Here is a 14,964-nt window from a genome sequence, read left to right as displayed (position 1 = left end):
GTTGTTGTCCTATGTGTTGTGTTGTGGAAAACCGGCCCTCAGGGCTGGCAAAACACAACAAAACTAGGAGACGAGCAATATTTAGTCAACATAATGGACTAATTATTTTTACATTAAATTAACCTAGCAATGACTTATTAGGAATAAAAAAGCCCGGTCAAATTGACCGGGCAAAGGGCTTGGTTAGCACCTAACGACAGAAACGTTTTATCAGCTTGCTGCGACTATGGCCTTCATATCGGTCATATAGCCGCGCAGCTCTTCACCTACCAGTTCAACATGGTGGTCGCGAATGGCTTGGTTTACCGCTACCAGCGTTTTGTTGTCCACACTGTTCGACTTGCTGGCCAGACCCTTACCGAGTAACTCAGCACTCAGACCAGGCATCAGCTTCTCTGCCAACAGTGGTACGGCGGCATTGGCAAACAGGTAGTTACCGTATTCGGCAGTGTCAGAGATCACCACATTCATCTCGTACAAACGCTTACGGGCAATGGTGTTGGCGATCAGTGGTGTTTCGTGCAGAGACTCATAATAGGCTGACTCAGGCAACATGCCGGACTCCACCATCACGTCAAATGCCAACTCAACACCGGCTTTGATCATGGCGACCAGGAAAATGCCTTTATCGAAAAACTCCTGCTCGTCGATCTTGCCTTGGTAAACCGGCGCTTGCTCGAAGCCGCTACGACCTGTTTCTTCACGCCACTTAAGCAGGTTGGCATCACCGTTGGCCCAGTCCTGCATCATAGTGCGGGAGAATTCGCCACTGAGGATGTCGTCCTGATGTTTTTCAAACAGCGGGCGCAGCATGGTTTTCAGTTGCTCTGACAGCTCAAAGGCTTTGATCTTGGCCGGGTTGGACAATCTGTCCATCATATTGGTGACACCACCAATCTTCAGGGCTTCGGTAATGGCTTCCAGGCCATATTGCAGTAATGCAGCGGCGTACGCCGGATCTTCACCGTCGGCCACCATCTTCTCATAGCCCAGAATGGCGGCGGTTTGTTGCATACCACATAAAATGGTTTGTTCACCCATCAGGTCGGACTTAACCTCGGCCACAAAGGATGAGTGCAATACACCGGCGCGGTCACCACCTGTCGCCGATGCCAGCGCCTTGGCAATATCCAGGCCCTGACCATGCGGGTCGTTTTCCGGGTGCACGGCAATCAGGGTCGGCACACCGAAACCACGCTTATACTCTTCGCGAACCTCGGTACCCGGGCACTTAGGCGCGCACATCACTACGGTGATATCGCTGCGGATCTGCTGACCTTCTTCAACAATGTTGAAACCATGCGAATAGGACAGCGCGGCGCCTTGCTTCATCAGCGGCATCACCGCTTCGATCACGCTGGCGTGCTGCTTATCCGGAGTCAGGTTATAAACCAGATCGGCCTGAGGGATCAGTTGCTGATAAGTCCCTACCTCAAAACCATTGGAGGTGGCACGCTGATAAGAATCACGTTTTTCATCAATGGCAGACTGGCGCAGGGCGTAAGCCACATCCAGGCCGGAATCACGCATGTTCAGACCCTGGTTCAGGCCCTGGGCACCGCAACCGACGATGACAATCTTTTTGCCTTTAAGGAAATCACAGCCATTGGCGAATTCCTGGCGATCCATAAAACGACATTGACCCAGCTGATCTAACTGCTGTCTCAAATTCAGGGAGTTGAAATAATTTGCCATAACTTTCTCCGTGGTCACCCCGCGGGGCAACCGATAATCTTCTTCTTACAAGCCAGTGACGTACTTGTGTTGCAATCAGAATAGGTCATGGCGCTTGTTGAATAAAATGATATATTCGCAAGTATATGTTTCATAATTTGCAATACTTATGGATATTCGCAACCTGCAGTTGTTTCAACACCTGGCCACCAGTCTGCACTTTGGTAGAACCGCGGATGCACTGTTTGTCAGCCCGTCCACCTTAAGCCGCGCCATTCAGCGCCTAGAAGAGGAATGCGGGGCCGCGCTGTTTGTCAGGGACAATCGCAAGGTTAAGCTGACCGCGGCCGGTAGCCGTATGTTGCAGTTCAGCCAGCAAACCCTGACAGCCTGGCAGCAAGTCAAAAGTGAGATTCACCGCCATAGTCAGGAACTGGCTGGCGAGCTTAGTCTATTTTGCTCGGTGACGGCCAGTTACAGCCATTTACCAGCCCTGCTGGCACGTTTTCGTCATTTGTATCCACAAGTGGAGATTAAACTGACCACCGGCGACCCAGGGGTCTCCACCGACAAGGTACTGACAGGAAAGGCCGATATGGCCATTGCGGTAGATGCGCCGGACTTCCCGCCCGCGCTGGCTTTTCATCATTTGGATACCTTACCGCTGGTGATGATTTGCCCAGCGTCCATGCGCCTGACTCAGCTTGAGCAGGTAGACTGGCGCACCGTCTCCATGGTGTTGCCAGAAACCGGGCCGTCCAAACGCATAGTGCATCACTGGCTGACCGAGCACGGCATTCGCCCTAACGTGTATGCCTCTGTCACGGGGCACGAGGCTATTGTCAGCATGGTGGCGCTGGGCTGCGGTATTGGCATTGTGCCCAGGCCAGTGGTGGAGCAATCCATTCTGGCAGATAAGATCAGCATAATTGCCCTGGCCGATATTGAACCCTTTAAACTGGGCCTGTGTTGTCTTAAAGAACGTCTTTCTGAACCGCTGATCAGAGCCTTGCTGCAACAGATCTGACTTGTCAGCTCAGGCTGTTTAGCTGCTATTATCGGGCTCTTTTTAAGCATTGGAGTGCGTTGTGCTTTGGATCCCTTTTACCCTGATGGCCGCATTTATGCAGGCTTGGCGCAACGCTTTCCAGAAGCAGCTTAGCCAGGACGTAGCTGTTAGCGGGGTGACGTTGGCGCGGTTTATTTATGCCGGGCCGTTGGCGGCGTTGTATTTGTTTGTGCTCTATCAGTGGCAGCCCGTTGCTAAACCCCACTTCAGTGGCCTGTTCGGGCTCTACATTCTGGGCGCGGCGCTGATGCAGATTCTGGCCACTGCCTTGATGATTAAGCTGTTTCAACTGCGTAATTATGCCATTGGCGTTGGTCTGGCCAAAAGTGAAGCGATTCTGGCAGCTGTTTTAGGGGTGGCATTTTTTGCCGTGTCATTAGACTGGCTGGGTTGGCTAGGTGTGTTGCTGGGGGCGGTGGCGGTATTTTTGCTCAGCGGTATTCGCGCCGCACAGGGCTGGTCCTGGCAGACATTGTGCCTGGGACTTGGCAGTGGCCTGGCCTTTGCGTTGACATCACTGTGGGTCAGGGAAGCCAGTCTGGAACTCGGGTTACCTTTTCCGCATGGTGCGGCCTGGGTGCTGCTGTTGGTGATCTTATTGCAGTCACTGTTGCTGGTGGCCTGGCTGGTAATCCGTGATATGGCGACCTTAAAGGCATTGTGGCAAAGGCCGAAATTAACCCTGACAATCAGCTTTTGCAGCTGTGTTGGCTCCATTGGTTGGTTTACCGCTATGAGTTTGGAGTCGGTGGCGCTGGTGAAAACCCTGGGGCAGGTGGAAGTACTGTTCAGCCTGCTGATTTCCGCCTGGTGGTTTAAGGAAAAACTGGCCCGTGCTGATAAGCTGGGCTTGTTGCTGATAGTGATTGCAGCTATTTGCGTGGTCTGGACCTAGTCGATGAATGTTCCATACAACATCGACATACGACCACCAAGGACGGTGGAAGTGCAGAAAATGCAGGAGCAATTATTCTGCCCGTCCATCCCTGGACATCGTCGATGAGTGTTCCATACAACATCGACATACCGTCCATCCCTGGACATCGTCGATGAATGTTCCTTACAACATCGACATACCGTCCATCCCTGGACATAAAAAAACCGGCGAAGCCGGTTTTTTTATCAGTGTCTGGTTTAACGTTCCCGAACCACACGCATACCAATGTAATTAGCGCGGAAGGTGGGGTCCAGCTCCATACGGGTAGATACCCTGGCCAGACGGGGGGCAAAATTCCAGGCGCCGCCACGTACTACGGCACCATTGTTTGAGGCACTGGATACTGTCCATTCCCACACGTTGCCGACCGTGTCAAACAGGCCATAGCTGTTGCGGTCAAAGGAGGCCACGGGCGCTGCGCTGATATTTGACCACTGGCTACCACACCAACCACAGTTAGCATTACCAGTGCCTACGCTGTCACCCCACCAATAATCGCTTTCTTTACCGCCGCGGGCCGCGTATTCCCACTCGGTTTCGCTGGGCAGACGGTATTTGTTACCGCTGGCTTCTGACAACCAATTTACATAGGCAGTGGCATCGCGCTGGCTGATACAGACCACCGGATGGTTGTCGGTATTGGCATAACCTGGCGTGCGCCAGTTAAGCTGGTCCTGCCATACGGGTTCACCCTGCTCGTAGAAAGCGCAACCGCGCTCTTTCTCGGCATCGGTAACATAGCTGGTTTCTTCCACAAAGCGGCGGAAGTCGCCCACTGTCACCTCAAACTCACCAATACCAAAAGAGTTATTCAGGGTTTTGGTTTCTACCGGGCGCTCATTTTCCAGACCTGTACCATTGATATCGCCCATACGGAAGGAGCCAGCCGGTACCACTACCAGTTGTGGACCAGGGATATCACCATTCAGGATGTCCTGCACTTTTTCGCCCTTGTTAAAGGCAAACTGGGCGCGTTTCATTTCCACTTTAATGGTGGTGCTTTCTTTTAGCTGGATATTTTGGCGGAAGGTTTCATAGCCGCGTTTTACCACTTCCAGGTCGTGCGGACCGGCCGGCAGCATAATCTGCAGGCGGGTAGAACCGTAGCTGACGCCATCGATAAACACTTCGTCGTCGTAAACATTGGAGCGCACAGTCAGCTCATACATTACGGATTCGTCAACCGGCGCACTGCCGTCTGCTGCTTTCGGTACGGTCACCACTTTGGCCACTTCGGGTGGGGTGCGTTCAGCTACGCAGTAACGCTTATCCAGGCCAAGCAACTGACAGCCCTCGGTGCGCTTCAGGTTGCCCTTCAGCTCAACATTCATCTGTACTGAGTAATTACCGGCACCGCTGAAGCCGTCCTGAGTGACGTCGCTGCGCTGCAGCAGTACGTAGGCCTCTGAATAAGGACGATGCTGCTTGGCTGCTGCGGATTCGGTCAGGCCGTCATACAACTGATCCAGGAAACGTTTGGAGGCTTTTTGTTTGGCCAGGAACTTACCGCGCTCGGTACATTTACCTATGGTTTCGTCGCGATCACAGGTAATTTCATGATTGACCTGCACCTGATCCTGACGGTTAAACTCACGGAACAGCCTGTCGACCCTGGCGTTATTGAGTTTCTCTTTGAGGCTTTCAATTTTGTTCAGCAGGCTGTGTTTGGACAGGCGCAGTTTTTCCACGTCTAATAATTTGCTCTGCCATTGATTGTACTTGGCGGTGATCGCGTCCTTGTTCTCTTTATGCGCCCGTACTGCTGCCAGGTAGGCTTCTCTGGCTTGGTTGATATCGATACTGGGATCTTCAATGGTCCGCTCGTACTGAACGTTCATTTCGTTCAGCCTGACCTGGCGGGTATGCTCCAGCTCTTTGCCTTTAGTACGCATTGTGCCCAAATCTCTTTCCAGACTTGCGGCGTTGGCTATCTCACCTTCCAGCGTTCTGTGGTAGCTGTCGTATTCGCTTTGGTTGGCCTGAATTTGCTGTTGGATTTCCTCTACGGATGTGTTTTCCGCTGCGATCAGGCCTGCTGGACATACCAGAGCCATCGCCAGAGCAAGATGTGCTATTCGCTTCATTATTCCATTCCAAACGGGTCGCCAGCTGGCAAACTGCTGTTGTTTTTATGGTTCTCTAAACGGCGTTGTGCTTATCTATAGCGCTGCCTTACACGCATGCAAAAATGCCGCAACAAGGCCCTATGCTATTGACTTGTCAAGTAAAGCGCAAGTGTCAGTAACGGGAATTCTGTGGCTTGACTAACAGATATCAGAAATTATCCCTATTGAGCCAGCAATTGCGCCATTAATCGATCAAACGAGCGATATTGCAGGGCCTCCGCCAGATGCGCCCGCACAATGGCCGGTTCGTCCTGCAAATCCGCAATAGTTCGGGCCACCCGCAGCAGCCGATGGTAGCTGCGCACCGACAGACCCAAACGCTCGCAGGCATTTTCCAGAAACACCTGGTCCTGGCTATTCAACGGACAATCTGCGGCCATTTCTTTACTATTCAGCGTGACATTGGTTTTACCGCGACGGGCCAGTTGCCGCTGCCTGGCGGCTCTGACCCTGGCTCGGATACTGGCACTGCTGTCGCCTCTGTCCTGTAATTCATCACCCAGGCTGCCCTTAGGTAAACGCGGTACATCCACCTGCAAATCGATACGATCCAGAAAAGGCCCGGATAACTTACTCAGGTAGCGCAACACCTGCTGCGGGGAACTGCGTTTGTCATCGGCACTGCCGGTTGGACTGGGGTTCATGGCGGCAACCAACTGGAATCTGGCGGGGAATCTGGCTTGTTGAGCAGCCCGTGAAATACATACGTAACCAGATTCAAGGGGTTCACGCAGCACGTCCAGCACTTTACGGTCAAACTCCGGCAATTCATCCAGAAACAATACGCCATTATGGGCCAGTGAAATCTCCCCCGGACGCGGAATACTGCCACCACCGGCCAAGGCAATGGCTGATGCCGTATGATGGGGATGACGAAAAGGGCGTTGCCGCCAATGCTGCGGATCCACCGGTGTTCCTGTTACCGAATGAATGGTGGCGGTTTGCAGCGCTTCTTCATCGCTCATAGGGGGCAAAATATCCACCAACCTGTTGGCCAGCATGGTTTTACCCGTACCTGGTGGGCCGGTGAACAGCAGGTTATGACCTCCGGCTGCAGCAATTTCCAGGGCGCGTTTGGCCGCGGCCTGGCCGATAACATCGCGCATATCCTGCTGGGCCGTAGCGGCAGCGGGTAGAGTCTGGAGCTTATACAGCGGCAGAGGTTGCTGTCCGCAAAGATGATGATACACCTGCAGCAATGCCGGGGCAGGGAACAGTTGAATATCTTTGATAAGGCCGGCTTCCTCGGCATTGCTGGCGGGCAGTACCAGGGCTTTGCCTGATTGGCTGCAGGCATAGGCCAGCGGCAGGGCACCGCTGATGGGCGCCAGTTCGCCAGACAAGGCCAATTCGCCGGCCAGTTCGTGTTTTTCCAGTTGCTGGGCGGGTATTTGCCCACCCGCAGCAATAATGCCTACGGCGATAGGCAAATCAAAACGGCCACCTTCTTTGGGTAAGTCGGCCGGGGCCAGGTTGACGGTGATGCGCCGGGCCGGAAACTCAAACCCCGAATTGATCAGCGCGCTGCGCACTCTGTCTCTGGACTCCCGCACGGATGCTTCGGGTAAGCCGACAATATTAAAGGCTGGCAGACCATTGGCCAGATGCACTTCCACCCGGATTGGCGGGGCATCAATACCCACGCTGGCACGTGTATGAACGATGGCAAGTGACATATGGTCTTCCCTGGCGGCATTTTTCAAAGCCTAGTCCAGGTAGGTGGGAATGCCAACGACCAGCAAACAGCTAATGGCTGCCCTGAAAGACCGGCAATTGCCAGTGCCAGCGAATGGCGCCCAGACGCAGCAGCAAGGTAGCCAGCATCGCAGCAATCATGGCCGGCACATCCGGTATGCCCAGGGCCAGGCAGGCGACATACAGCATGCCGCCCACGATACAGGTGGTGGCATACAATTCACCCTTGAGAACCAATGGAATTTCCCGGCAGATCACATCGCGGATCAGGCCACCGAACACCCCGGTCATGGTACCCATTACAATGGCAATAAAGGGGCCGGTGCCCTGATCCAAGGCTTTTTGCAAACCCATGATATTAAAAAATGCGATACCCAGGGCATCGGCCACCAGTAAGGTTTGATAGGGAAACTTATGGGTAACCCGCAGCCACAATATGGTCACGATGGCAGCCACTAATATGGCGTATAAGAAGTCTGGCTGCTGCACCCAGAAGACCGGTAAGTCCAGAATCATATCGCGCAGCGTGCCGCCACCAATGGCGGTGACCGACGCCAGTACAATCACACCAAAGCCGTCCATATGTTTGCGGTAAGCCATCAGGGTGCCTGAAATGGCAAACACCGCCACGCCGAGTAAATCTATCCAATGCAACCAATGGCTCATGCCATTTTTCCTGTGTAATTTGGTACCTTTACTCTAATCCGCCAGCAGCGATTTAAACAAGCTTATGGAACAGCTGTTTTGCAAAATTGGAATTTAAGAAAAATTATTGCTTGATCTGGCTTAAAGCACCGTGCTATTTCTAATAGCAGTGACGTAACTTGATTATTTTTAGGGCAACAGCCTTTTTATGAACCTTTTCGCAAACCTTCTTCTTACTGTCGTCGTGGTCGTGGTGATTATTATCTCCGCGGGGGAAGCGTTTGGTCTGAAATAAGTCCAGTTACACGAAAACCCCCCGCGCGAAAGCCCGGGGGGTTTTTTGTTTTATGGGCGCTGAAAAAGAGTGAAGACAATGAAAAAAGGCGCACAAGCCATTTTGCATTTCCTGACAGAGCAAGGCATAGACCAGGTATTTGGCTATCCGGGCGGCGCGATCATGCCCTTGTATGACGCGTTACTGGATTCACCCATTCGTCATTACCTGTGTCGTCATGAGCAAGGTGCGGCTTTTGCGGCCATCGGCTATGCCCGGTCAACCAATCAGGTTGGTGTGTGTATTGCCACTTCTGGTCCTGGTGCCACCAATCTGCTGACCAGCCTGGCCGATGCCAAGCTCGACTCCGTACCTCTGGTGATGATTACCGGTCAGGTCGCGCGGTCAGCCATGGGGTCTGACGCTTTCCAGGAAGTCGACGTATTGGGCTTGTCGCTGAGTATCTGTAAGCACAGCATGCTGGTGTTAGAGCCGCAAGAATTACTGCCGACCCTGCAAAAAGCTTTTCAGATTGCCCGGGAAGGACGCCCTGGTCCGGTACTGGTGGATATACCCAAAGATATTCTTACCGGTTTGGTGCCCGAGTCAGATGAGCAGGCAGCGTCTGCGACGGCTATGCCCCTTGCCATACCAGCTCAGTTACAGACAGCCAACCAATTGCTGGCCGAATCCCAGCGCCCCATGTTGTATATCGGCGGCGGTGTGGGTATGGCCGATGCCGTAAATGAATTGCGGGATTTGATCGACCGCACTCAATTGCCTCAGGTCTGCACATTGAAAGGCCTGGGCAGTGCCAACACCGACCATCCTTTGTACTTAGGTATGCTGGGAATGCATGGTCTGGCAGCCGCCAATTTAAGCGTGCAACAATGTGACTTGCTGATTGCTATCGGTGCACGGCTGGATGACAGGGTTACCGGCAAACTGGATGAGTTTGCCCCTCATGCCAAGCTGCTGCACATTGATATCGACCCGGCCGAGATCCACAAACGTCGTCAGGCCGATGTCAGCTTGCTGGGCGATTTGAAAGTGATTCTGCCACAGTTGCACTGCGTTGGTGACAAGCAAGCCTGGCGCGAACATGTCAGTGAGCTGAAAGCCAGCAAAGCCTTTCCTTATGCCTTTGACCACAGCCCAGGGCAGATAGATGCGCCGCAACTGCTGCGGATGCTGAGCGATATGTCTGCCGCCAATGCCATTGTCAGTTGTGATGTTGGGCAGCACCAGATGTGGGTTGCGCAGCATATGCAGTTTTCTCACCCGACCTGCCATTTAAGCAGTGGTGGTCTCGGCACCATGGGGTTTGGCCTGCCTGCGGCGATTGGTGCTCAGGTAGCGAACCCCGACACCCAGGTGGTGGCGGTGTGCGGTGACGGTTCCTTTATGATGAATGTGCAGGAGCTGGGTACGCTGCGTCGTTACCGTATGCCGGTCAAGATTCTGATCCTGGATAACCAGCGTCTGGGCATGGTTAAACAGTGGCAGGAACTGTTTCACGATGAGCGTTACAGTGAAACGGATTTGTCGGACAACCCCGAATTCAGCCGTCTGGCTGCCGCCTTTGATATAGACAGCGATGTGATCTGCTGTCGCAGCCAGGTGCAAACGGCCCTGGAACGTATGCTGGCACATCAGGGACCCTACCTATTACATGTGCAGTTGGATCATAAAGACAATGTGTGGCCGATTGTGCCGCCCAATACCGCCAACCATCAAATGTGGGAGCAACCAAAATGAACTATCAACTGGAGATGTTGTTATCGGATCAGCCTGCGGTATTGGAAAGGGTACTGCAAACCACCCGCTACCGTGGCTTTCGTATCAATCAATTAAATATGCAACCGGCCCCGGAACAACTAGCCTCGAGAAAGCTAAAAGTATCGATGCAGGTGTCTGGCAAACAGCCCATTACTATACTTACCAGTCAACTGCATAAACTGTATGACCTGGCGTCCCTTGAGTGCAGGACAGCACTTAGTCCATCCATTGAGCGTCAGTCTACACTGACACAAGCACTGCCCAGAACGGCGTAAGCAGGAAATTATTATGGCTAAGAGACAAGCAGACTTTATCTGGTTTAACGGCGAGATTATGCCCTGGCAAGACGCCACTGTGCATGTTATGACCCATGCTATTCATTATGGGTCCTCGGTGTTTGAAGGGGTGCGTGCTTACCATACCCCCCACCAAGGTACCTGCGTGTTTCGCCTGGCAGAGCACACTCAACGTTTGTTTGACTCCGCCAAAATTTATCGTATGACCATTCCTTACACTCAGGAGCAAGTCAACCAGGCGACCAGGGATATTATTCGTACCAACAAGCTTAAATCTGCTTATATTCGTCCCATTGCCTTTTATGGTGATATTGGCATGGGCTTGCAGGTGCCATTCGGGCAGGAAACCGAACTGGTGATCGCGGCCTTTGAATGGGGCGCTTATCTGGGCGAGGAAGGACTGAAAAACGGGGTGGATGCCTGTGTTACGTCCTGGAACCGGCTGGCCGCCAATACTATGCCTACCGGGGCTAAGGCGGGTGGTAACTATCTGTCTTCACAGCTTATTTCCATGGAAGCCAGACGCCATGGCTATCAGGAAGGCATTGCCCTGGACATCAACGGCTACCTGAGTGAAGGGGCCGGTGAAAATCTGTTTATTATCCGCAATGGCGTGATCTCTACGCCGCCACGCACTGCGGCAATATTGCCCGGCATTACCCGTGATACGGTTATCACACTGTTGGCCGAGATGGGCTATCAGGTGCGTGAAGAAAATATTCCCCGCGAAGCGCTGTATCTGGCAGACGAGATTTTGATGTGTGGTACCGCGGCTGAAGTGACGCCGGTACGATCCGTCGACGGTATTAAGGTGGGTAATGGTGGTCGTGGACCCATCACCGAGAAAGTGCAAAACGCTTTCTTCGGCTTGTTTGATGGCACTACCGAAGACAAATGGGGCTGGTTGACGCCGGTCGAGTAAATTACAAATATCCTTATTTTTCGCCAAGAGCGCTGAGTATAAAGCGCGCGGACATAGATCTCCGCGCAACCTCAGCGTCTTAGCGAGACAAATTCAGAAATGAGTGGATTCATAAATTCACCTAAGCAAAAGAAGGTTTTACAGCATGCCAAAATTACGTTCAGCAACCACCACTCAGGGCCGCAATATGGCCGGTGCCCGCGCCTTGTGGCGTGCCACAGGTATGACAGAGGCGGATTTTGGCAAACCTATTATTGCGGTGGCAAACTCCTTTACCCAGTTTGTGCCTGGTCATGTGCACCTGAAAGATATGGGCCAGTTGGTGGCCCGCAGTATTGAAGAAGCCGGTGCGGTGGCTAAAGAATTTAATACCATCGCGGTGGATGACGGTATTGCCATGGGCCACGGCGGTATGCTGTACAGCCTGCCGTCCCGTGAGCTGATTGCCGATTCGGTGGAATATATGGTGAATGCCCATTGTGCCGATGCACTGGTATGTATTTCCAACTGCGACAAAATCACCCCAGGGATGTTGATGGCGGCGCTGCGCCTGAATATTCCGGTGGTATTTGTATCCGGTGGTCCGATGGAAGCCGGTAAGACCAAATTGTCGGACAAAATTATCCACCTGGATCTGGTGGATGCCATGGTGGCGGCGGCCAATCCTAATGTGTCAGATGCTGACAGCGAAGCCATTGAGCGTTCTGCATGCCCAACCTGTGGCTCCTGCTCGGGTATGTTTACCGCAAACTCCATGAACTGTCTGACCGAAGCCCTGGGGTTATCTTTGCCCGGCAATGGTTCGATGCTGGCGACTCATGCTGACCGTGAAGGCTTGTTTAAACAGGCCGGTAAGGTCGTGGTGGAACTGTGCAAACGCTATTACCAGGATAACGACAGCAATGCGCTGCCGCGCAATATTGCTGGTCGGGCAGCCTTTGAAAACGCCATGGCGCTGGATATCGCCATGGGCGGCTCGACTAATACTATTTTGCACTTGCTGGCGGCGGCCCAGGAAGCCGAGCTGGACTTCAGCATGGCCGATATTGACCGTCTGTCCCGTAAAGTACCGCACTTATGTAAGGTGGCTCCTGCCACTCAGCAATACCATATGGAAGATGTGCACCGCGCCGGTGGTGTGCTGGGCATTCTGGCAGAACTGAACAGGGGCGGGCTGCTCAACCCGGACAGCCCTCACGTACTTGGTGGCAGTATTGGTGAGGTGATTAGCCAATGGGATGTCACCCAGGGGCAGAATGAAGCGGCCCATACCTTCTTCCGCGCCGGGCCTGCCGGAATTCGTACCACTAAGGCTTTTAGTCAGGACTGTCGTTACCCCAGTCTGGATACCGACAGACAGCAAGGTTGTATTCGGGATATGCAGCATGCCTTTAGTCAGGAAGGTGGTCTGGCCGTGCTGTTCGGTAATCTGGCCGAGGATGGTTGTATTGTAAAAACCGCCGGAGTGGATGAAGACAATCTGCGCTTTACCGGACCAGCACGTATCTATGAAAGCCAGGATGATGCCGTTAATGGCATCTTACGGGATGAAGTGCAGGCCGGTGAGGTGGTGATCATTCGCTACGAAGGCCCTAAAGGTGGTCCGGGTATGCAGGAAATGCTTTACCCCACCTCTTATCTGAAGTCCAAAGGGCTGGGTAAGGCTTGTGCCCTGATTACCGATGGGCGTTTTTCCGGTGGTACTTCGGGATTGTCCATCGGCCATGTTTCCCCCGAAGCCGCGTCTGGCGGCGTGATTGCGCTGGTACAGCCGGGCGATATGATTGCCATTGATATTCCCAACCGCAGTATTCAATTACAGGTCAGCGATGAAGAGTTGGCAGAGCGCAGAGAACGCATGAATCAGGCCGACAAACCCTGGCAACCGCTTGATCGTCAGCGTGAAGTGTCTCTGGCCCTGAAAACCTACGCGATGCTGGCTACCAGCGCCGATAAAGGCGCGGTGCGTGACCGGGCCCTGCTGGAGGGCAAGGGATGACCGTATCGGAAGGTGACTATCTAAAGAAGATTCTGCTTTCGCCCGTTTATGATGTGGCGGTAAAAAGCGACCTGGTGCATCTGGACAAGCTGTCTGCTGCGCTTGGCAACGATATCTGGTTAAAGCGTGAAGACCAGCAGCCGGTAAAATCGTTTAAGCTGCGTGGTGCGTACAATCGTATCTGCCAGTTAAGCGAACAGCAAAAGCAGGCCGGTGTAATTGCCGCCTCGGCGGGCAACCATGCCCAGGGCGTGGCTTATTCGGCCCGTATTAAGCAGATTCGCGCCATTATTGTGATGCCGGAGACCACCCCGGATATCAAAGTCGAGGCGGTGCGCACCTTTGGCGGGGAATACGCCGAAGTGGTGCTGCATGGCACCAGTTTTGATGCGGCTAAAGCCGAAGCCAGCCGCCTGGCCGATCTGCATGGCTATACTTTTATTCCACCTTTTGATGACGCCGATGTGATTGCCGGGCAAGGCACTATAGGGCGAGAGTTGCTGGAGCAGAATCCGCATCTGGATACCTTGTTTATTGCGGTGGGCGGTGGTGGTTTGGCCGCCGGTATTGCGGTGTATCTAAAGCAACTGAAACCCGAGCTGAAAATCATCGCGGTGGAGTCAGAAGAATCCGCCTGTTTGCAGGCAGCATTGGCGGCAGGACAACCTACCGAACTTGCCAGTGTCGGCATTTTTGCTGATGGTGTGGCGGTGAAACTGATCGGCAGTGAAACCTTCCGGTTATGCCAGAAGTATGTGGATGAAGTGATTACCGTCAGCAGCGACGAAATTTGTGCGGCGATTAAGGACATCTTCGATGATACCCGGGTAATCGCCGAACCTGCTGGAGCCTTGTCCATTGCCGGTATTCGTAAATATGTGCAACAGCACGGTTTACAGGGGCGCAAGTTGGGCGGCATTTTATGTGGCGCCAATATCAACTTTCACACCTTGCGCTATGTGTCGGAGCGCTGTGAGCTGGGGGAGCAAAAAGAAGCGGTGTTTGCGGTCAAGATCCCGGAACGGGCTGGTGCCTTCAGGCATTTCTGCCGCTTGCTGGGTGGTCGGGCCATTACCGAGTTCAACTACCGCTTTGCCAGCGACAAGGAAGCACATATTTTTGTTGGCCTGAAACTGCGTGAAGGCCGTGCTGAATTTGCCCGTATCAGTGATTTGCTGCACAAGGAAGGTTATCAGCTGTTTGACCTGTCAGACAATGAACTGGCCAAACTGCATGTGCGTTATATGGTGGGGGGGCGCCCGCCCAGTTTACTCAATGAGCATGTGTTCTCTTTTGAGTTCCCCGAGCATCCCGGCGCGCTGATGAAGTTCCTCGATACCCTGGGTGAGCGCTGGAACATTACCTTGTTCCACTATCGTAATCATGGTGCGGCGGAAGGCTTGGTGTTGGTAGGGTTTGATATTCCCGACGATTCACGTGCTGAGTTTGACCAGCATGTGGCGCAACTGGGCTATAGCTTTGCTGAGCAAACCGATAACCCCGCCTATCGGTTCTTCTTGTCTGATCTGAATGGCGTATTTGCCTGAT

General features: G+C 53.2%; 11 protein-coding genes. 7 read left to right on the top strand and 4 right to left on the bottom strand.

Annotated features, from left to right (window positions below):
- Positions 1-210: 210 nt before the first annotated feature.
- A complete protein-coding gene (gene ilvC / locus CSR04_RS17660; RefSeq protein WP_102797640.1) occupies positions 211-1,695 on the bottom strand; it encodes a ketol-acid reductoisomerase in 1,485 nt (494 codons plus the stop codon).
- A 148-nt stretch (positions 1,696-1,843) separates the two neighbouring features.
- On the opposite strand from ilvC, the gene ilvY reads away from it, so the two are divergent.
- On the top strand, positions 1,844-2,701 hold the full coding sequence (ilvY, locus tag CSR04_RS17655; protein ID WP_102797639.1) for an HTH-type transcriptional activator IlvY: 858 nt from the start codon (positions 1,844-1,846) through the stop codon (positions 2,699-2,701).
- A gap of 85 nt (positions 2,702-2,786) precedes the next feature.
- Positions 2,787-3,638, top strand: a complete 852-nt coding sequence (locus CSR04_RS17650) for a DMT family transporter (protein ID WP_216362590.1) — start codon at positions 2,787-2,789, stop codon at positions 3,636-3,638.
- Positions 3,639-3,877: 239 nt separating this feature from the next.
- Here CSR04_RS17650 and CSR04_RS17645 read toward each other — a convergent pair whose 3' ends face one another.
- The 3 genes from CSR04_RS17645 to CSR04_RS17635 all read right to left on the bottom strand — a co-directional run bounded on the left by CSR04_RS17645 (position 3,878) and on the right by CSR04_RS17635 (position 8,167).
- Positions 3,878-5,764, bottom strand: coding sequence for an SUMF1/EgtB/PvdO family nonheme iron enzyme (locus CSR04_RS17645; RefSeq protein ID WP_102797637.1), 1,887 nt, complete (start codon positions 5,762-5,764; stop codon positions 3,878-3,880).
- Between the two features lie 203 nt (positions 5,765-5,967).
- On the bottom strand, positions 5,968-7,482 hold the full coding sequence (locus CSR04_RS17640) for a YifB family Mg chelatase-like AAA ATPase (RefSeq protein WP_102797740.1): 1,515 nt from the start codon (positions 7,480-7,482) through the stop codon (positions 5,968-5,970).
- Positions 7,483-7,552: 70 nt separating this feature from the next.
- Complete coding sequence (locus CSR04_RS17635) at positions 7,553-8,167, bottom strand: trimeric intracellular cation channel family protein (RefSeq protein ID WP_102797636.1); 615 nt, start codon at positions 8,165-8,167, stop codon at positions 7,553-7,555.
- 352 nt (positions 8,168-8,519) lie between these two features.
- On the opposite strand from CSR04_RS17635, the gene ilvG reads away from it, so the two are divergent.
- The 5 genes from ilvG (at position 8,520) to ilvA (ending at position 14,963) form a co-directional block, all read left to right on the top strand.
- Positions 8,520-10,178, top strand: a complete 1,659-nt coding sequence (gene ilvG / locus CSR04_RS17630; protein ID WP_102797635.1) for an acetolactate synthase 2 catalytic subunit — start codon at positions 8,520-8,522, stop codon at positions 10,176-10,178.
- Positions 10,175-10,474, top strand: coding sequence for an acetolactate synthase 2 small subunit (gene ilvM, locus CSR04_RS17625; protein WP_102797634.1), 300 nt, complete (start codon positions 10,175-10,177; stop codon positions 10,472-10,474). The genes ilvG and ilvM overlap by 4 nt, the downstream gene beginning before the upstream one ends.
- A 13-nt stretch (positions 10,475-10,487) precedes the next feature.
- On the top strand, positions 10,488-11,417 hold the full coding sequence (locus CSR04_RS17620; protein WP_102797633.1) for a branched-chain amino acid transaminase: 930 nt from the start codon (positions 10,488-10,490) through the stop codon (positions 11,415-11,417).
- 145 nt (positions 11,418-11,562) lie between these two features.
- A complete protein-coding gene (gene ilvD / locus CSR04_RS17615; protein WP_102797632.1) occupies positions 11,563-13,416 on the top strand; it encodes a dihydroxy-acid dehydratase in 1,854 nt (617 codons plus the stop codon).
- Entirely contained in the window at positions 13,413-14,963 is a 1,551-nt protein-coding gene (gene ilvA, locus CSR04_RS17610) for a threonine ammonia-lyase, biosynthetic (RefSeq protein WP_102797631.1), read from the top strand. Before ilvD ends, ilvA begins: the two co-directional genes overlap by 4 nt.
- Position 14,964: the final 1 nt, after the last annotated feature.

Origin of the sequence: Bowmanella denitrificans (assembly GCF_002887595.1) — a bacterium.
Taxonomy (GTDB): Bacteria; Pseudomonadota; Gammaproteobacteria; order Enterobacterales; family Alteromonadaceae; genus Bowmanella; species Bowmanella denitrificans.
Note: the sequence above shows the minus strand (reverse complement) of the source record. Positions and strands in the feature narration are given on the sequence as shown.

Excerpts from the sequence above, each read along its gene's own strand:
- ilvC (WP_102797640.1), bottom strand. The coding sequence starts at position 1,695 with ATGGCAAATTATTTCAACTCCCTGAATTTGAGACAGCAGTTAGATCAG.
- ilvY (WP_102797639.1), top strand. The coding sequence starts at position 1,844 with ATGGATATTCGCAACCTGCAGTTGTTTCAACACCTGGCCACCAGTCTG.
- CSR04_RS17650 (WP_216362590.1), top strand. The coding sequence starts at position 2,787 with ATGGCCGCATTTATGCAGGCTTGGCGCAACGCTTTCCAGAAGCAGCTT.
- CSR04_RS17645 (WP_102797637.1), bottom strand. The coding sequence starts at position 5,764 with ATGAAGCGAATAGCACATCTTGCTCTGGCGATGGCTCTGGTATGTCCA.
- CSR04_RS17640 (WP_102797740.1), bottom strand. The coding sequence starts at position 7,482 with ATGTCACTTGCCATCGTTCATACACGTGCCAGCGTGGGTATTGATGCC.
- CSR04_RS17635 (WP_102797636.1), bottom strand. The coding sequence starts at position 8,167 with ATGAGCCATTGGTTGCATTGGATAGATTTACTCGGCGTGGCGGTGTTT.
- ilvG (WP_102797635.1), top strand. The coding sequence starts at position 8,520 with ATGAAAAAAGGCGCACAAGCCATTTTGCATTTCCTGACAGAGCAAGGC.
- ilvM (WP_102797634.1), top strand. The coding sequence starts at position 10,175 with ATGAACTATCAACTGGAGATGTTGTTATCGGATCAGCCTGCGGTATTG.
- CSR04_RS17620 (WP_102797633.1), top strand. The coding sequence starts at position 10,488 with ATGGCTAAGAGACAAGCAGACTTTATCTGGTTTAACGGCGAGATTATG.
- ilvD (WP_102797632.1), top strand. The coding sequence starts at position 11,563 with ATGCCAAAATTACGTTCAGCAACCACCACTCAGGGCCGCAATATGGCC.
- ilvA (WP_102797631.1), top strand. The coding sequence starts at position 13,413 with ATGACCGTATCGGAAGGTGACTATCTAAAGAAGATTCTGCTTTCGCCC.